This window comes from Clostridium saudiense (genome assembly GCF_000577815.1).
Classification (GTDB): Bacteria; Bacillota; Clostridia; order Clostridiales; family Clostridiaceae; genus Clostridium; species Clostridium saudiense.
Map to the genome: position 1 here is coordinate 23,898 of NZ_CBYM010000008.1, position 17,986 is coordinate 41,883.

Below are 17,986 nucleotides of genomic sequence, written 5' to 3' on the forward strand. Positions count from 1 at the left end.
GAGATGAAATTCTCAAATGTATTTTACTTTTTTTAAATATATTACAAGCTAATTTTAGTTACATAATATAAATTTTGATGTATTATTAATAGGAAATATAAATATAAATATAAATGATTGGAGTAAAAAATGAAAGCAAATATGTTTATGCCAAAATATATGTTAACTTTTAAATGTATTGGATCAGAATGTGTAGATACATGTTGTGCAGGATGGGATATAAATATAGATGAAGATACATATAAAAAGTATAGTAATTGTACTGGAGAGCTTAAAGAGTTAGTTAAGGGTAAATTTAGAGAAAATAAAAATAGTGGCGATTATTTTAATAAAGGGTTTATGATTTTAAAAGAAGAAAATAGATGTCCATTTTTAAATGATAATTTACTATGTGATATTCATGGAGGAATAGGTGAAGAAAATCTTTGTATAACTTGTAAGAGGTTTCCGCGAGTATATAATATTATAGATGATGTATACGAAAAATCGGCTTTACCATCATGTGAAGAAGCATGTAAAATTGCATTTTTAAATAAAGAAAAAATGGAGTTTATTGAGTGTGAAGAAAAAATAGATGAAAGTGCTATTGAAATTAGAAGGATAATAGATACAGAAGCCTTTGAAGATAGCGATAGTTTACTTCAATATTTTTGGGATATAAGAGTTAATTCAATAAATATAATTCAAAATAGAAATTTTACTATAGAAGAAAGATTAAATATATTAAAGAATTTTTATAATATAATCCAAGAGTTTTATAAGAAAAATGACTTTGAAAGTATAGAGGAGCTTTTAGAAGATTTTAGTGAGGATAATGTAAATTTAGAAGAGTTAAAAGGAAGTCCTTTTAATGAAAGTAATGAATTTTATTTAAGCCTTATAGATGAAAAACTTATTAATAATATAAAGGGAATAAGGCTTAAAGAATGTGTAGTAGAATATAAAGAGGGTATTTCAAAATATGATGATTTAAGCAAATATATAAGTGAAAATCAAGATGTTTTTATAGGACTTAAAGAATACTCATATATTTTAGAAAATTATTTAGTTAATCAAATTTTTAAGGACTTAATTCCATTTAATAAAGGTGAAAGCTTAAACTTAAGTATAAATGTATTAATTAATAGTTATAAGATAATAAAGGCTTATGTAATAGGAATTGCTTTAAATTCAAAAAAGGCAATAACTGAAGATGAAATAATAAGAGTTATTCAAAGTTTAAGTAAAGATATAGAGCATAATAAAGTATTTAAAAATATATTAGAAAATAATATATAGTTTAAAGGCGTATTACTAAATTAATATTAGTTTAGTAATACGTTTTTTATTAGAATTAATAATAAATTAAATAAATTGAGGTTTGTAAGAATTCAGAAATTAAAAATGAGACTGATTATTTGAGAATAAGCAATGGTATAATAATATTAGTATTTATATTTTAAAGGGTGAGGTGAGTATAAATGGAGTATGATTGTGGATTTACAAAGAGAAATAAATGGTTTAGATATCGTGCAGCGGCAATTATTATAGAAAATGGACATGTTCTTTTTGCTGGAAATGAAAGAGAAAGTTATTATTATTCTATTGGTGGTGGAGTTCATATTGGAGAATCTGCAGAAGAAGCTGTAAAGCGTGAAGTGTTAGAAGAAACTGGTGTTGAGTATGAAGTAGAAAGATTAGCATTTATACATGAAAATTTCTTTGATGGAGATGGTACTTTAGAAGGAAGGGAATGTCATGAGATAGCCTTATATTTCTTAATGAAACCGAGAGGGACTCAAGAATTAAATAGCAATAGTTATACTCAAGGGGTAAAAGAAAATATGTATTGGTTACCTATAGATAAATTAAATGAGTATAGAGCATATCCAACATTTTTTAGAGAAAAATTAAAAGATTTAAAAAATGAAATCCAACATATTATCACTTACCAAGATTAAAATTAAATAGTAATTACTATTGAGTTATATAAGGAGAAGTTTATGAGAAGTGAAAAGGAAATGTATGATTTGATTTTAGATATAGCTAAACGAGATGAAAGAATTAGAGCTGTATATATGAATGGCTCAAGAGCTAATCCTAATATAAAAAAAGATATATTTCAAGATTATGATATTGTATATGTGGTAACAGAAACTAAAACTTTTATAGAAGATAAAAAATGGACAAGTAATTTTGGAGAACCAATTATTTTTCAAGAACCAGATAAATTGGATAAAATGCAAGGAATTAATATTGACTTTAATAATGGATATACTTATTTGATGCAATTTACAGATGGAAATAGAATAGATTTGCATCTGCAACCAATTAATATGTTAACTGAGGAATATAACAAAGATAAATTAGTAGTTCAATTATTAGATAAAGATAATATTTTACCAGAAGTTAAGCCTGCTAGTGATGAAGATTACTGGATTAAAAAACCTAGTTATGAAGAATACTTTAGTGAATGTAATAATTTTTGGTGGGTAGCACCATATTGTGCAAAAGGATTATGGAGAAAAGAAATTCTCTATTCAATAGGTGTTATGAATAACTATGTAAGAGATGGATTAATAACTATGATTAAGTGGAAGGTTGGAATAGAGACAAATTTTAAAGTTAGTATTGGAAAATCTAATAAGTTTCTTAAAGAATATATAGATAAAGAATTATGGGATAAATTAATGAGTACTTTTAATATGAGTGATTATAATTCATCATGGACAGCGCTTTTTATAACTTGTGAGTTATTTGAAGAGGTTGCTTATAGTGTATCTAAACAATTAGGATATGAGTATAATTATGATGAAGCACAAAGAAGTTTTAATTTTATTAAACATATAAAAGAGTTACCAGATGATGCCTTAGAAATTTATTAAATAAAGCATGAGAAGAGGATGTAAAATGGATAAGATTATTTATAAAAAGTTAAAAGAAGAAGAAATAAACGAAGAATTATTTTCAAAGTTTAATAGATATCAAGAGGTAAAAAGATGTTGGAGAAAACATGGAGATAAGTGGGAATTAGAAGATGTTCCATTTATAGAACAATGGGGTAAAGAAGAATATAAATTTTTAGTAAAATGTTTAAAAAATACTATAAGAACAAATGGAGTTGTTATAGGCGCATTTGATAGGGAAAGTTTAATAGGATTTTTTTCTATAGAAAGTGAATTCTTTGGAGCACATAAAGAATATGTACAATTATCATCTATTCACGTTTCTTATAAAAGTCGTGGCAGAGGTATAGGTAAAGAACTTTTCATAATTGCTATTCAAGAAGCAAAACTACTTGGTGCAAAAAAACTATATATTTCGGCACATTCTTCAGAGGAATCACAAGCATTTTACAAAGTAATGGGATGTGTTGAAGCTGAAGAATATAATGAAAAAATTGTTTCAAAAGAACCTTATGATTGTCAGTTAGAATTTGTTTTATAGATATTAATTACTTTAGAGGTTATTGTAATAAAAAATTACAATAACCTCTTTGAAATACATATAATGGAAAAGTGATTAAATATATGTTATAATAATTGGTAATGATTAGTTAAAAATTATTGAAATATGGGAAGGGAATAGGATATGGGAATTAATGATGAAAGAGAAATAAAGTTGACAACTGATAGATTAATATTAAGGGAATTTAATGAAAATGATTTCGCTGCGGTGCATGCTTATGCTTCTGATATAGAAAATATTAAGTATATGATATGGGGACCTAATTCAGAAGATGATACAGTTGAATTTTTAGTAGAATGTATAGAAAATGCTAATAAAAATCCTAGAAAACAATACGATTTTGCAGTGACTTTAAAGGATACAGGAAATGTAATAGGGGGATGTGGTATTTATTTAAATGATACATTAGATGAAGCAATGCTAGGATGGGTTTTACATAAGAATTATTGGAAGAAGGGGTATATGACCGAAGCAGGCAAAGAATTAGTTCGATTTGCATTTGAGGAATTAAAATTGCATAGATTATATGCTACTTGTGATGCAGAAAATTATGGTTCTTATCGTGTTATGGAAAATATAGGAATGAGAAGAGAGGGACATGCTATTAAAAATAGAAAGGTTGTTGGTTATAAAGATGAATATCATGATGAACTTTTCTATGGAATTTTAAAAGAAGAATGGAATGAAAAACAAAATAAATAATAGTGTAATTAATAAGTGGATAGGTTGTTGATATATTATTATGAAAATACAATAGAGGAATAAGAGTGAGGAATTTAAGGGAGGATAACGTAATGAAAGTTGCTTTAAAAAAGTGTACATTAAATGATTTATTTACACTTAAAGAATTATCAATAATTAATTATGTAGATACATATGGTCAAGATAATACACCGGTAAATATGGCAAAATATATTGATAAAAGCTTTAGTGTTGAAAAGCTAAGTCGTGAAATAATAAATGAAAACTCTGGAGTTTATTTCATGTATATAGATGACATGTTAGGTGGATATGTAAAATTAAACAAATATAAAGCGCAAAAAGATATTAAGAATCCAAGATCAATGGAAATAGAAAAGATATATATATTAAAGGATTATCAAGGTAAGGATATAGTCGAGGAATTTATTGAACAAGTAATTAAAGTTGCAAGAAATGATAGTAAAGAATTTATATGGCTTGGTATATGTGAAAGAAATGATAGAGAAATTTCATTTTATGAAAGGAATGGATTTAAAGAAATTGGTAAACATTCTTTTAAAGTAGGAGAGAAGCTTGAAACTAAATTTATTATGCATAAATATATAAAGTGAAATTTAATTGTATATTAGTGTAAAAGGGTAATTAAAATTAGGAAATTAATAGTAGATATATTAAAAAAATAATGATAAACTAGGTATGAGAATTAGGTTCTCATACCTTTAATTTCGTAAAAGGAGTGATGTATTATGATGAAAATAATAAGCATTGAAATGGATAGTGTATTAATTAGTGAGGTGGGTATTAATTAGCCTTACAGAATTGTAATGAAACTTTTGATACCTCCTCACTAAGGGTTTAGTTGAAATTAATTTAAACTTTAAGTGCATTTCGGAGGAAAGAAAATTGGAAAAAACAAATTTAAATAATATTGGACTAACTGAAAGATTTGAAATTGAAGCAACAATGTATGAAGATAATTTATTTTTAGCAAGGGTATCTGTTCAGCATAAAGATAAATATAAAATTATTACAGAAGAGGGAGAGGCTTTAGCAGAAGTTTCAGGTAAATTTAAGCATGAAGCATTAGGCACAGAAAGTTTTCCAGCTGTAGGAGATTGGGTTATGGTAGATAGATTAAATGATAGTAATGGAAATGCTATAATTCATCATGTATTAAGAAGAAAAAGTGCTTTTGAAAGAAAAGTTGCTGGAAATAGAAGAGATATTCAAATAGTGGCTGCAAATATAGATATTGTGTTTATATGTATGGCACTTAATAATGACTTTAATATTAGAAGATTAGAAAGATATATATCAGTTGCTTGGGATAGTATGGCAACACCTGTAATAGTATTAACAAAAGCTGACCTTTGTGATAATGTTTTAGAAAAGCAATTAGAGGTAGAAGCCGTTGCATTTGGAATTGATGTATTAGTAACAAGCTCTATAAATGGTGAAGGCTATGAAGAAATTAAGAATTATATAGGTAATAATAAAACAGTAGCATTCATAGGTTCATCAGGTATAGGAAAGTCAACTCTTATAAATAAACTAATGGGAGAAGAAATTCTTCTTACAAATGGTTTAAGAAATGATGATAAAGGAAGACATACTACAACTCATAGGGAGCTTTTAGTACTACCTAATGGAGGCGTAGTTATTGATACACCTGGAATGAGAGAGTTGCAACTTATTACTGGAGATGTAGATAAATCTTTTTCTGATATTGATGAAATAGCAGCACAGTGTAAATTTTCAGATTGTAAGCATGAAAGTGAACCAGGATGTGCTGTAAGAAAAGCAATAGAAGATGGAATAATTGATATAAATAGATTTGAAAGCTATAAGAAGATTCAAAAAGAATTAAAATATTCAGAATTAAAAGGTAGAAAATTAGAAAAAGAAAAAATTAATAATATGTTTGCAAGTGTTGGTGGAATAAAAAATGCTAGAAAATTTGCAAAAGAAAAAAATAAAAGAAGATATAATTAAATAGCTTTTAAAATAATGTAGGAGCTCCAAATTTATTATTTGGGGCTTTTTTAAGTAAATATTATATCTCAATAAAGATATTTTAGGTGATAATATGAAAATAATAATAGGAATAGTGGTTATTTCATTTGTTTTTATAAGGGTATATAAAGCTAAGATAAAAGGATATATTGGAGAAAAACAAGTAAGTAAAAGATTAAGAAAATTAAATAAACGAAAATATAAGGTGCTAAATAATGTATTGCTAAAAACTGCAAATGGTAGTACACAAATAGATCATGTTGTTATATCTATATATGGAGTTTTTGTTATAGAAACAAAAAATTATAAGGGAATAATAAAAGGAAATGAATATGATGAAAACTGGAGTCAAATACTAATAAATAAAAATGAAAATTTAAGAAATCCTATAAAACAAAATAATGGTCATATAAAGGCAATAAAAGATTTAATTCCTGAAATAAGATACAAAAAGATAAAATCTATTATTTTATTTAGTAAAAGAGCAAGGTTAAATGTAAATGCAGTTACTGATGTTACATATATTAATAAAGTAAGTAAGATAATAAAATCATATAAAACTAAAGAGTATACAATTGAAGAAGTAGAAAGAATATTTAAGAAATTAGAAGAGTTAAATGTTAATTCATTTAAAGAAAGAAAGGCTCATGTTAAAAATGTTAAAAGAACAGTAAAAAATGCAGAGAAAAAACTGAAAAAAAATAGGTGTCCAAGATGTGGAGGAAAGCTTAAAAAGAAAAAAAGTAAGTATGGAAAGTTTAAAGGATGTAAAAATTATCCTAATTGTACCTTTAAATTAAATGCATAATATAGAAAGTTGGTGGGAGTATGGTTGATTTATGTTTATTGGGCTGTGGTGGAAATATGCCAATGCCCTATAGAAATTTATCTGCAACACTTTTAAATTTTAAAGGAAGAAAAATTCTAATAGATTGTGGGGAAGGAACTCAAGTATCTATGAGAATGATTGGATGGGGGGTTAAATCCATAGATGTAATTTGTATAACACATTGTCATGGTGATCATATTATTGGTTTAACAGGACTTTTATCAACTATAGCAAATAGCGGAAGAGAAAAACCGTTAACTATAATTGGACCAGAAGGAATAACAGAAGTAGTTAAAGGACTTACTGTTATAGCAAAATATCTTACATATGATTTAAATATAATAGAAAACCCTAGGGAAATTAATTTTAAGGTTAATGATGATAATCTTGAAGTTGTTGAAAAATGTGGTGAAATAAAGCTTACAACATTAGAAGTTGATCATTCATCACCTTGTATAGGATATAGTTTATATTTTAAGCGTGATAGGAAGTTTTCAGTAGAAAAAGCTGAAAAAAATAATGTACCTAAAATATTATGGAATAAGCTACAAAAAGGTTATGAAGAAATAATAAATTATGAGGGCAAAGAATATAAAAAAGAAATGGTACTTGGTGATGAAAGAAGAGGAATAAAAATAAGTTTAATTACGGATACTAGACCTTTAAATTGTATAGTTAATTTTATAGAAGATAGTGATTTGTTTATTTGTGAAGGTAATTTTGGAAGTGATGATGATATAGATAAAGCTATAGGAAAAAAACATATGACATTTAGCGAAGCTGCAACACTTGCAAGAGATGGCAATTGTAAAGAACTTTTATTAACTCATTTTTCACCTGCGATGTTAGAACCAAAAGAATATGAAGAAAATGCAACTAGAATTTTTAAGAATACTATTATTGGAGAAGATAGATTAATAAAAAGTATTAGCTTTGCTGATAAGTAAAAATGAAGAAACTCCCAAGAGAGGAGAATAGATAGATTTGTTTTTACACAAACCTATTATAAAAAAAATAAGCATAGATGTCTATCACTAAAGTAATTTTCATCTATGCTTATATTGTACAAATCTATCTATAGTCTCAACTCTCAAAGGAATTTCCACATCAACTTACCACTTGTTAATTGAAATTATCTAGTTTTGTTACTGTTTAAAGATTTCTTCTAGGAATATTTAATTTAATAGATTTTTCAATTTCTGAAAGCATTCTTGAGTCTTTAGGATCTACGAAAAGACAAGTATAGCCTTTTTCACCAGCTCTTCCAGTTCTACCAATTCTGTGGATATAAGTTTCAACATTTTCAGGTATATCATAATTGTAAATATGATCAACTCCTCCAATATCTAATCCACGAGAAGCTACATCAGTTGCAATTAAATATTGAATATCAGCATTTCTAAAAGATTTCATTATTCTTTCTCTTTTTGATTGTTGAATGTCACTATGAATAACCTTACAGTTATATCCACGTCTATGCATAACTACTTCAAGTTCATCAGCTCTTCTTTTAGTTCTGCAGAATATTATAGCCATAAAAGGATTGTCTTCATCTAACACTTTACATAAAGCTTCTCTTTTTTCTCTATCAATAGTTTCAACAACTTCTTGGTTAATATTAGCTAAGGTGATTTCTTCTTTTTTAACACTTACGATAATTGGATCATTCATATATCTATACGCAAGCTTTTTAACAGCACTGTCCATTGTTGCTGAAAAACATAAAGTTTGTTTTTTCTTAGGGGTTTCTTTCATTATTAAATCAATTTCGTTTCTAAATCCCATTAAAAGCATTTGATCAGCTTCATCTAATACTATAGTTTTTAATGTGTTTAACTTAACCGTTTTTCTTTTTAAATGATCTAAAAGTCTTCCAGGTGTTGCAATAATAAGTCTTATGTTTCCTTTAAGTTTCTTCATTTGTGAACCTATATCTTTACCACCATACATTGATAAAACACCGATATCTTTAGCTGTACTTAATTTATTAGCTTCCTCTGTAATTTGAATAGCTAATTCTCTTGTTGGAGAAATAATTAATGCTTGTATTCCTTGTGAGTTTAATGAGATATTTTCAAATATAGGTAGTAAAAATGCTAAAGTTTTACCAGTACCAGTTTGAGCTTCAGCAATAACATCTTTATTATTTAAAATATGTATAATACTATCTTGCTGAATGGGAGTTGGATTTTGTATTCCAGATTTTTTTAATACATTATCTATATCATGACTAATTCCTAAATTTTTAAAGTTCATATAATTTACCTTTTATCTTTCATCTAAAGTTTCATATTATTATAACATCTATATAGCAATAGTAGAAAGTAGATTACTGGAAAAATAATAATTATTTATATATAAAAATGAGAAATCCGATAAGAAAATATATATTTTTCTTATCGGGTAAAATAAATTTTATTCCAATACTTGAATTATTTCATTGTGTAAATGTAATAATATTGAATTTTTTGCTCGTTCCCAAGAGTCAAAAGTAGTAATATTATCATTGATATACTTATAAATATATTCAACAATTTCATTAACATCTTCAATAGTATAATCATATACAATATCTATTTTATCGATTAATACTAATGTTTCAGCTACTTGTGCTTTTACAGCATCATCTATTATGTTAAAATTGACTCCAAATCTAGAAATTAAAATATCTTTTTGTTTGTTAATATGCTTAGATTCTGTATAAGTTATTTTAAGATAATCTAGGAAATTTTCAAAATCTCCAACATTATCTAGAGGTTCTAAAGTGAATAAAATTCTAAAGAATAAATTCCAACTAAATTCATTATTTATTACATTTTCAAAATACTTTCCAAGGGTTTCTTTAAAATAATCATTATAAATAACTTTTCTTTCAAATGATAAAGATGAGTTGAAATTTAAACTTTCTTCAGAAACTGAATTTAAAGTATTTAATGCTGATATAAGAACATTAGTATAATCAGATTCGTTTGAAATATTATTTTTAAAAAATACATATTCAACGATAGTTTCACATGAGTCTTTAAAGTTAATTGTCATATCAATAGATTCTTTCATTTTATGAGAAAACATATCGTAAATAAGTTTAGAAATTATTTCTTGAAGTTGTCTTTTATTAGGAGTATTTGATTTTACTTTTTTAGATTCAAAGTGCTTTAAAACTGTTAATAATTGATTATCTATCATTGTTAAATTATTTTTTATAGAATTCATAATGTCTCTTAAAAATTGATCTTCAATAATATAATTAGAGTTTTTATAAATTATTTGATGTTCTATTTCACTCCAAAACATATTAGTTAAAGATTTAATTTGTAATTCAAAAGGAATAACTAAATTTTCGAATGTAAATCTACCATCAATTCTATAAATGGTAAAACCATTTTTTTGCTTTTGTGGCTGTTTTCCTGATAGTTTAAGAGAAATATGATTATTATCTTCACAAAAATAAAAGTCGTTATCAGCTTTTTTATTAAAATACTTTTTTAAAAAACGATAAATCTTTTTTTCATCATCACCAAATCTACATTCAATTCTTATACCAATAAGGTCGCTTAATCTAAAAATAAGTTCATTAGCATCAGGATAGCGTTTGTAATAATGATTTCTTAAGATTTTTTCACGTAAACTTTCAACAGATTTAACTCTACAGCTAATATTAGAGTATTCACAATAACTTTCATTTAATATTGAAAAAAAAGAATCCTCCAATTCTGCTGAAGCTTTTAGTAAAGTATTTTGATTTCTTTTTAATTCATTTAATGCTATTTCTAAATAGTCAAATTCTTTAATATTCAAAACTACACCTCTGTTAAATAATTATATTAATATGATTATACAAATTACTATTTAATATAACCAATAATATTATAATAGTTTATTATCTAAAATTGTAGTAAAATAGTAATTAAGGAATAAAAATGATATTATTAAAAATATAACTATTTGTTTAGTGGAGATATGAGAAGAAGGAGTAAATATGGTAAGCGAAATAAATTTAAAAATAAAAAAATTAAAAGAAGATATTTCTGTTAAAAATAAGTTAGATAATGAAATAGTCGTATTAGAGCGTAATTTAAAAAATGAAGAAATAGAGTTAAGCAATTTAGAAAAGAAGCTTAAAAAGGAAAAAAAGGATGTGGATAATTTAAACAAAACATCATTTTCTAATTTTTTTGCAACTATATTTAAAAATAAAGATGAAAAGTTAGAAAAGGAAAAAGAAGAATATCTTAATGTGAAAATAAAGCATGAAGAGGTATTATATAATATAAATGTAATAAAATCAGATTTACAAAATAAAAAAGAAAAGCTTTTTAGCATAGAAAATTGTGAAAAAGAATATGAGAAAGTAATGGATGAAAAAATAAGCATCCTTAAAAATAATGGTGATTATGCAACAAAGGAAAATATTAAAAGGCTAGATGACAAATTAAATGAGCTTATAGATAAAAACAATGAAATAAGAGAAGCTTATGGTGCTGGTAAGAGATTATTAGAAGAGGTGGTTTCAGCTAAAGAGGAATTAGAGGGAGCAAAGAAGTGGGGAACTTTTGATATTATAGGTGGAGATGCTATGTCATCAATAGCAAAACAAAGTAAAATAAGAAAAGCAAATATTAAATTTGAAAGAGTGTCACAACTAATATCAGAGTTTAACAAGGAATTAGGTGATATTAAATTGAATAGTTTGGAGTTTTCTAACGTTACATTTGCGCTTGATGTATTTTTTGATAATATTTTTACAGATATTTCAGTGCAAAGAAGAATTAATGAATCTATAGATGAGATTGAAAATCTAGAAAATAAAATAAAAGAAATTTTATATGTTTTACAAGATAAAGATGAAGAAGTTGTAAGAAATCTAAATAACATAAAGAATGAATATATTTTATTTATTGAAGAAGCAAATTAATTAATTCATAGCATAAAAATAAAATTATTAATATTAAAAGCAAATTAATATGTATTATTATTAATTTGCTTTATTTTATATTCAATATAAAAACATAATAAATAAACACAATTAAATAATAAAAAAAGTTGTTTATAAGAAAAATAGTTTTGCCGAACATTTTTGATTTTATTGTTTTACGTAATTAATTTGAAACTTTTAAGGTAATAATGTATTATGGATAATGAAATAATTTACTAAAGGAGTGTAATTTATGGATTATAAGGCAAAAATTAAAGAAAAGATGAGTAAATTATTATTTTTGGAGATGAATAAAGATGGATTTAAAGAAAATATAGGTATTCCATCATATGTTACTTTTAAAAATAAAGATTTATACTTACCAATTAGTTCAGAATATATAAGTTCAAATATTAATGATGAAATAAAAATTAAGAATCTTCCTATATATTACTTTATTGAAGGAATGTTTACTGCAATTGGTGCTGATGAAAATTTAAGATTTAATGAAGACTATGAATTAATTTTGGATTATATTAAAGATACAGAAAATTGTATTAAGTCATTAATTAGTAAAAGAATTGAAGATAAAAGATACTTAGATGCTTATCTTTTATTAAAGGGTTATTATACATATTCTAAAGATTTAGATGTAATGAAAAGAATATTACTTGTAGGGGAAACTATAAGGGAAGAAGACAGTAGTTTTAAAGATTTATTACTTGAGGATATAGATTACTGCATTAATAATAATTTAAAGATAGCAGAACCATATCTATATCAAGCAATTGTCTTAAAGAATGATGGAGATTTTAAAGCTGCTAGAGTTGCTATTAATGAATATTTAAATAAAGGCGGTAAGGTAACAAAAGAAGTTGAAATTATAAAAGCAGATATTCAAAATATTTCAGATTATGAAAATGCTATAGAATATTTAGCAGAAGATCCAGCGAAAAGTATTGAAATATTATTAAGATTAGCTGAAGAGTTTGAAGAAAATCCACTAATTTATTATTATTTAGGAATTGGTTTTAGAAAATTAGAAGATTATAATCAAGCTATTTATTACTTAAAAGAAAGTGTTAAGAGAGAAAGTGGTATTTTAGAGGTTATTGTTGAGTTAGGTTTAAATTATGCTTGTATAAATGAATTTGAAGAGGCAATTAAGCTATTCAAAAAAGCATTTGAAGCTTCAAGGGATGTAGAAATTTGTACAAATATAGTTATGTGTTATTTAAATCTTAATGATTTAGAAAATGCTAAATTACATTTAGATATAGCTAAAAATTTAAATCCAGATGATGAAATAGTAAAACAATTAGAAACTATGATTAATAAGTAATAATAAAGGAAGAGTTTATATGGGGAAAAATCAAAAATATAAGAGTATAGATATGTTAGGGTATGAAATTTTTGCTGCTAATATGGATGAATGCTTAGAAGTTGTACTTTCAAAAGAAAAGGTACATATTGTTTCAGGAAATCCTGAAGTACTATACACAGGATTAAATGATAAAAATCTATTTGATAATTTTACAAGTGATAAATCATTAATTATACCAGATGGTGTTGGTGTACAAATAAGTGCTAAGATATTAAAAACTCCTGTAGAAGAAAAAATAGCAGGAATAGAACTTATGAAGAAGATACTTGAAAAGTGTGAAGATAGTGGAGAAGGTATTTATCTATTAGGTGCAAGCGAAGAAAATTTAAAAGCTTGTGTAGCCAATATTTTAAGAGATTATCCAAGAATAAATATATCTGGATATCACAATGGTTTTTTTGATTTAGATAATCCAAGAGAAATATTAGAAGAAATAAAAGAAAAAAAGCCTATGGCAGTTTTTGTAGCAATGGGTTGTCCAAGACAAGAAAAATTTATTGTAAGATATATGGATGAATTACCATGCAAAATATTTATGGGGGTTGGAGGTAGCTTTGATGTTATTGCAGAAAAGGTAAATAGAGCCCCAAGATGGATGATAGATATAGGAATGGAATGGGCTTATAGAGTTGCAAAAGAGCCATGGAGAATAAAAAGACTTGGAAGTATTCCTAAATTTATATGGACTGTTACCAAGAGTAGAGGTAAAAACTAATGAAGGGTAACAAGATATTTAAAGCTGCATTCTTAGTTATGATAATTAGCATTCTAAGTAGATTTTTAGGTTTATTTAGAGATATGCTGGTTGGATATCAATTTGGAGTTAGTATTTATACAGATGCATATAAAGCAGCAGTATCAGTACCTGAGACTGTTTTTACTATTGTAGGACTTGCAATATCAACAGTGTTTATTCCAATGCTTAGCAAAGTTAGGTTTGAAAAGAATAAAGAAGAGATGTTTAAGTTTTCTAATAATATTATTTCTATATTATTAGTTATTTCAGTAATTGCTTTTGCTTTAGGATTTGTTTTCACAGATAAAATTGTTGCTTTTATGTTTGATGGGTTTAATGAAGAAAAGTTTAATCTTACAGTTTTTTTAACAAGAATAACTTTATTTAATCTTTTATTCTTATCAATAAATGCATGTTATACTGCAATGCTTCAAGTTTGTGAAGATTTTATAATTCCTTCAATTTTAGGAATGTTTTTTAATGCTCCAATGATAATTTATTTAATATTTTTTAAAGATATTAGTATCATTGGATTAACTATTGCAAATGTTATAGGAAATTTTTTGAGAGTTGCAGTACAGTTACCGGTTTTATATAAACATGGATATAGATTTAAGTTATTTATTGATTTAAAAGATGAAAGAATAAAGAAAATATTGATATTAATTATACCTGTAATCATTGGTTCGGGAGCAAACTCCTTAAATATGGTAGTTGATATGAAGGTAGCATCTTCATTAGGTGATGGAGCAGTAAGTGCATTAGATTTTGCACAAAAAATAATAGTTTTTGCAAATACTGCAATAACAACTTCTATCGTATCTGTAATGTATCCACTAATGGCTAATAAATTAAATGAAGGAGATATTAAAGGATTTACTAATTACTTAACAAAATCTATTTCTATTATAGCCTTATTATTGGTGCCTATTTCAATAGGATTTATACTATTAAACAAAGATATCATAAGTGCTTTTTATGAAAGGGGTAATTTTAATGAAGCAGCTGTAAAGATTACAGCAAGTGCTTTTTTAGGATATTCATTAGTATTGCCATTTACAGGAGTAAGAGATATTTTAAATTCATCGTTATTTTCTATGCAAAAAACTAAAGTAACAACAATTAACGGAATTATTGGAGTAGTTGTTAATATTATTTTAAGTATTACTTTATCAAAAATATTCGGAGTATTTGGGGTAGCAATAGCATCTACAATAGCATCAATGGTAACGTCAATTTTATTATTTATTTCTACTAGAAAGTTTGGTGGACACTTTGATGTTGTACCTATGATAATTAAACTGTTAAAAATAAGTTTATCAGCAATGGTAATGTTATTAGTACTAAAAATATTAAATATTATGATAAATTTAAATAATGCAATATTAACTATCTTATTTAATGGGGTAGTAGGAGGCGTTGTTTATTTTATATCATGTAAAATATTTAAAATTGAAGAATTAGATGAAGTAATAAATATGATGAAAAATAGAGTATATAAGTAAGGGACTTAGGAGGAAATATGAAGATATTATTTATAGCATGTTATTCACCGTTAATTAATAATTCGGCATCTATTGAAACCTTACAATATTTAAATAACTTAGCAAAAATTGATGGGAATGAAGTTCATCTTTTAACAGTGAACTTCCCCAAAAATTCAATTTATTATGATGAGTATATATTAAGTATGTTAGATAAAAGAGTTAAAAAGCATATAATTTCTGGCGGAAAAATATTTGAAAGAATAATGCCTAAGAAATCTAAAAATGCAGAAGTAGTTAATGTATCTAACGGTAATAAAAGTTTTGTAAAAGCTTTATTAAGAAAAGGTAAATCAATAGTAGCGATACCAGATATGTATTTTAATTGGGCAAAAGCTGCAAGTAAATATGGTATTGAATTAGTAAAAAGAGAAAAGTTTGATGTTATGTTTTCAATGCATGAACCGCCTTCTAGTCATATTTGTGCTCTTAAAATTAAAGAGGAATTTAAGGATTTACCTTGGGTTACATATTGGAGTGATCCATGGCTGAAGGATTCAACTAGGGCTAATATAAGCAAAGCAAGAAGAAAATTTGAAGGATCATTTGAAAAAAGAATAGTTGAATTAAGTGATAGATTTATTTTTGTAACTAAAGCTAATAGAGATGATTACGTATCTTCTTATAATATTCCAGTTGAAAAAACTTATATTGTAACAAGAGGATATGATGAAAATCAATATGAAGAGATTAAAAAGAGTTTAACTCCAAAACTTATAAATAAAGAAAAAGTTAATTTTGTTTATGCAGGAGAAATATTCTCAAAGCTGAGAGATGTTAGGCCTTTTATAGAAGCATTAAATAATATTAAAGATACAAATATTAGTTTGTATAATGATTTAAATGTTATGTTCTTTGGGAATATTGATGATGAAGAAATAAAGAATAAATTAATGGCAGTTGATAATATTAATGTTTCACCAAGAATTCCTTATGATGAAGCGTTAGCTTATATGCTTAATAGTGAAGTGCTATTATTGTTTGGAAATAAAAATTCAAAACAAATTCCGGCTAAAATTTATGATTACTTTGGAGCAGATGGTATTATTTTTGTGATACTTGGAGATGAAAATGATCCTATAAAAGATGTAGTAGAAAATAAAAATAAGTGTGTTGTTGTAAATAATACTGCTGATGAAATTGTAAGTGGAATTAATAAAATAATTTCTATGATTAAAAATGGTGAAAAATATGGTCCTATAGAAGAATACAAATGGCAATATATATCAAAGAAGCTTAATGATATTTTAAAGGGGTAATTATTATGCATGTAATGTTTATACCTTCTTGGTATGATAATAATAGAAATAAAGTTCATGGTAGTTTTTTTAGAGAACAGGCAAATAAGCTTCAAGAAAATGGAGTAAAAGTAACTGTTGCATATAATGAAATTTGGCCATTAACATTAATGGGAAAAATAAAAGAAAAAAGTGGTTTATCTTTTAAAGTTGAAAAAGGATTAAGAACTTATAGATATAAAAATTATAATTTTATTCCCAAAAATCCATTGATGTTTAAAGTTTTTGATAAAAGAATGGAAAAGTTATATAAGGAAATTACTAAAAGAGAGGGAAAGATAGATATTATTCATGCACAATCATCATTATGGGGTGGTATAAGCGCTTCTTATGTAGCAAAAAAATATAATATTCCATTAGTAATTACTGAACATTCTTCTGTTGAAAGAGGAGTTTACGTAAAGAAAAGTTATTACAAAAGGATAATAGAGTCTTATAAAAGTTCAAATAAAGTTATAGCTGTAGGAAATGGACTTAAGAAAGAAATTGAAAAATTAAGTGGTCGTAATGATATAGAGGTTATTGGAAATCTTGTAGATTTATCTTTATTTGATATTAGAGATATTAAAAGAGAAAGTAATGAGTTCATATTTTTTAGTGTAGCATTTTTAGAAGGTGAAAAAGGATTTGATACTTTAATTAAAGCATTTGCAGAAAAATATAAAAATAAAAATGCTAAATTAGTTGTTGGTGGAGATGGAAGTCAAATGGAATGGCTAAAAGGCATAGCAAAAAGTGAAAATGTAGAAGATCAAGTTGTTTTTACTGGTGCATTATCTAGAGAAGAGGTTGCTAATTGGATGAATAAGTGTAATGCTTTTGTATTACCTTCAAGATATGAAACATTTGGAGTAGTATATATCGAAGCATTAGCAAGTGGTAAACCTGTAATTGGAACTTTTAATGGTGGAGCTGAAGATATAGTAACTAAAGAGGTTGGGATATTAGTTGAAATAGATAATGTCAAAGCATTAAGTGAGGCTATGGAGTATATTGAGCAGAATCACAAGAAGTATGAACCTAGAGCATTAAGAAAGTATTGTACTGAGAAGTTTAGTGCAAATGTTATAATAAATAAAATAATAAATGTTTATAAGGAAATAATAAAATAAAGGGGT

At 25.6% G+C, this 17,986-nt stretch carries 17 protein-coding genes; 15 read left to right on the forward strand and 2 right to left on the reverse strand.

Annotation, left to right across the window (positions count from 1 at the left end; all coding sequences use genetic code 11):
- The first annotated feature begins 129 nt into the window (after positions 1 to 129).
- The 9 genes from fliB (at position 130) to TY07_RS05850 (ending at position 7,938) form a co-directional block, all read left to right on the forward strand.
- On the forward strand, positions 130 to 1,278 hold the full coding sequence (gene fliB, locus TY07_RS05810; RefSeq protein ID WP_042396584.1) for a flagellin lysine-N-methylase: 1,149 nt from the start codon (positions 130 to 132) through the stop codon (positions 1,276 to 1,278).
- A gap of 182 nt (positions 1,279 to 1,460) precedes the next feature.
- A complete protein-coding gene (locus tag TY07_RS05815) occupies positions 1,461 to 1,940 on the forward strand; it encodes an NUDIX hydrolase (protein ID WP_042396587.1) in 480 nt (159 codons plus the stop codon).
- A gap of 42 nt (positions 1,941 to 1,982) precedes the next feature.
- On the forward strand, positions 1,983 to 2,864 hold the full coding sequence (locus tag TY07_RS05820; RefSeq protein WP_042396589.1) for an aminoglycoside 6-adenylyltransferase: 882 nt from the start codon (positions 1,983 to 1,985) through the stop codon (positions 2,862 to 2,864).
- 25 nt (positions 2,865 to 2,889) lie between these two features.
- The gene (locus TY07_RS05825; protein WP_172676147.1) at positions 2,890 to 3,426 is read left to right on the forward strand and encodes a GNAT family N-acetyltransferase; all 537 of its coding nucleotides are present in this window, start codon (positions 2,890 to 2,892) and stop codon (positions 3,424 to 3,426) included.
- 144 nt (positions 3,427 to 3,570) lie between these two features.
- Positions 3,571 to 4,149: a GNAT family N-acetyltransferase gene (locus TY07_RS05830; protein WP_052330625.1), complete on the forward strand. Its 579-nt coding sequence runs from the start codon at positions 3,571 to 3,573 to the stop codon at positions 4,147 to 4,149.
- 92 nt (positions 4,150 to 4,241) lie between these two features.
- Positions 4,242 to 4,760: a GNAT family N-acetyltransferase gene (locus TY07_RS05835; RefSeq protein ID WP_042396596.1), complete on the forward strand. Its 519-nt coding sequence runs from the start codon at positions 4,242 to 4,244 to the stop codon at positions 4,758 to 4,760.
- A 292-nt stretch (positions 4,761 to 5,052) separates the two neighbouring features.
- Entirely contained in the window at positions 5,053 to 6,141 is a 1,089-nt protein-coding gene (gene rsgA, locus TY07_RS05840; protein ID WP_042396598.1) for a ribosome small subunit-dependent GTPase A, read from the forward strand.
- A gap of 94 nt (positions 6,142 to 6,235) precedes the next feature.
- Positions 6,236 to 6,970, forward strand: coding sequence for a nuclease-related domain-containing protein (locus TY07_RS05845; RefSeq protein WP_042396601.1), 735 nt, complete (start codon positions 6,236 to 6,238; stop codon positions 6,968 to 6,970).
- 20 nt (positions 6,971 to 6,990) lie between these two features.
- On the forward strand, positions 6,991 to 7,938 hold the full coding sequence (locus TY07_RS05850) for a ribonuclease Z (RefSeq protein WP_042396604.1): 948 nt from the start codon (positions 6,991 to 6,993) through the stop codon (positions 7,936 to 7,938).
- A gap of 205 nt (positions 7,939 to 8,143) precedes the next feature.
- Here TY07_RS05850 and TY07_RS05855 read toward each other — a convergent pair whose 3' ends face one another.
- A complete protein-coding gene (locus TY07_RS05855) occupies positions 8,144 to 9,247 on the reverse strand; it encodes a DEAD/DEAH box helicase (RefSeq protein ID WP_042396607.1) in 1,104 nt (367 codons plus the stop codon).
- Between the two features lie 159 nt (positions 9,248 to 9,406).
- Positions 9,407 to 10,789 (reverse strand): GTP pyrophosphokinase, encoded by a 1,383-nt coding sequence (locus tag TY07_RS05860; protein WP_042396609.1) that lies wholly within the window; start codon positions 10,787 to 10,789, stop codon positions 9,407 to 9,409.
- A gap of 181 nt (positions 10,790 to 10,970) precedes the next feature.
- On the opposite strand from TY07_RS05860, the gene TY07_RS05865 reads away from it, so the two are divergent.
- The 6 genes from TY07_RS05865 (at position 10,971) to TY07_RS05890 (ending at position 17,980) form a co-directional block, all read left to right on the forward strand.
- Entirely contained in the window at positions 10,971 to 11,906 is a 936-nt protein-coding gene (locus tag TY07_RS05865; RefSeq protein WP_042396611.1) for a hypothetical protein, read from the forward strand.
- A 253-nt stretch (positions 11,907 to 12,159) separates the two neighbouring features.
- Positions 12,160 to 13,248, forward strand: a complete 1,089-nt coding sequence (locus tag TY07_RS05870) for a tetratricopeptide repeat protein (protein ID WP_042396613.1) — start codon at positions 12,160 to 12,162, stop codon at positions 13,246 to 13,248.
- 19 nt (positions 13,249 to 13,267) lie between these two features.
- Positions 13,268 to 14,005: a WecB/TagA/CpsF family glycosyltransferase gene (locus TY07_RS05875; RefSeq protein WP_042396615.1), complete on the forward strand. Its 738-nt coding sequence runs from the start codon at positions 13,268 to 13,270 to the stop codon at positions 14,003 to 14,005.
- The gene (gene murJ, locus TY07_RS05880) at positions 14,005 to 15,531 is read left to right on the forward strand and encodes a murein biosynthesis integral membrane protein MurJ (RefSeq protein ID WP_042396617.1); all 1,527 of its coding nucleotides are present in this window, start codon (positions 14,005 to 14,007) and stop codon (positions 15,529 to 15,531) included. Before TY07_RS05875 ends, murJ begins: the two co-directional genes overlap by 1 nt.
- A gap of 17 nt (positions 15,532 to 15,548) precedes the next feature.
- Positions 15,549 to 16,829: a glycosyltransferase gene (locus tag TY07_RS05885; protein ID WP_042396620.1), complete on the forward strand. Its 1,281-nt coding sequence runs from the start codon at positions 15,549 to 15,551 to the stop codon at positions 16,827 to 16,829.
- Positions 16,830 to 16,834: 5 nt separating this feature from the next.
- On the forward strand, positions 16,835 to 17,980 hold the full coding sequence (locus TY07_RS05890; RefSeq protein ID WP_042396621.1) for a glycosyltransferase: 1,146 nt from the start codon (positions 16,835 to 16,837) through the stop codon (positions 17,978 to 17,980).
- The last annotated feature ends 6 nt before the right edge of the window (positions 17,981 to 17,986 follow it).

Bases quoted from the DNA above. Each gene is read 5' to 3' on its own strand.
- fliB (WP_042396584.1), top strand. From the start codon at position 130: ATGAAAGCAAATATGTTTATGCCAAAATATATGTTAACTTTTAAATGT.
- TY07_RS05815 (WP_042396587.1), top strand. From the start codon at position 1,461: ATGGAGTATGATTGTGGATTTACAAAGAGAAATAAATGGTTTAGATAT.
- TY07_RS05820 (WP_042396589.1), top strand. From the start codon at position 1,983: ATGAGAAGTGAAAAGGAAATGTATGATTTGATTTTAGATATAGCTAAA.
- TY07_RS05825 (WP_172676147.1), top strand. From the start codon at position 2,890: ATGGATAAGATTATTTATAAAAAGTTAAAAGAAGAAGAAATAAACGAA.
- TY07_RS05830 (WP_052330625.1), top strand. From the start codon at position 3,571: ATGGGAATTAATGATGAAAGAGAAATAAAGTTGACAACTGATAGATTA.
- TY07_RS05835 (WP_042396596.1), top strand. From the start codon at position 4,242: ATGAAAGTTGCTTTAAAAAAGTGTACATTAAATGATTTATTTACACTT.
- TY07_RS05845 (WP_042396601.1), top strand. From the start codon at position 6,236: ATGAAAATAATAATAGGAATAGTGGTTATTTCATTTGTTTTTATAAGG.
- TY07_RS05850 (WP_042396604.1), top strand. From the start codon at position 6,991: ATGGTTGATTTATGTTTATTGGGCTGTGGTGGAAATATGCCAATGCCC.
- TY07_RS05855 (WP_042396607.1), bottom strand. From the start codon at position 9,247: ATGAACTTTAAAAATTTAGGAATTAGTCATGATATAGATAATGTATTA.
- TY07_RS05865 (WP_042396611.1), top strand. From the start codon at position 10,971: ATGGTAAGCGAAATAAATTTAAAAATAAAAAAATTAAAAGAAGATATT.
- TY07_RS05870 (WP_042396613.1), top strand. From the start codon at position 12,160: ATGGATTATAAGGCAAAAATTAAAGAAAAGATGAGTAAATTATTATTT.
- TY07_RS05875 (WP_042396615.1), top strand. From the start codon at position 13,268: ATGGGGAAAAATCAAAAATATAAGAGTATAGATATGTTAGGGTATGAA.
- murJ (WP_042396617.1), top strand. From the start codon at position 14,005: ATGAAGGGTAACAAGATATTTAAAGCTGCATTCTTAGTTATGATAATT.
- TY07_RS05885 (WP_042396620.1), top strand. From the start codon at position 15,549: ATGAAGATATTATTTATAGCATGTTATTCACCGTTAATTAATAATTCG.
- TY07_RS05890 (WP_042396621.1), top strand. From the start codon at position 16,835: ATGCATGTAATGTTTATACCTTCTTGGTATGATAATAATAGAAATAAA.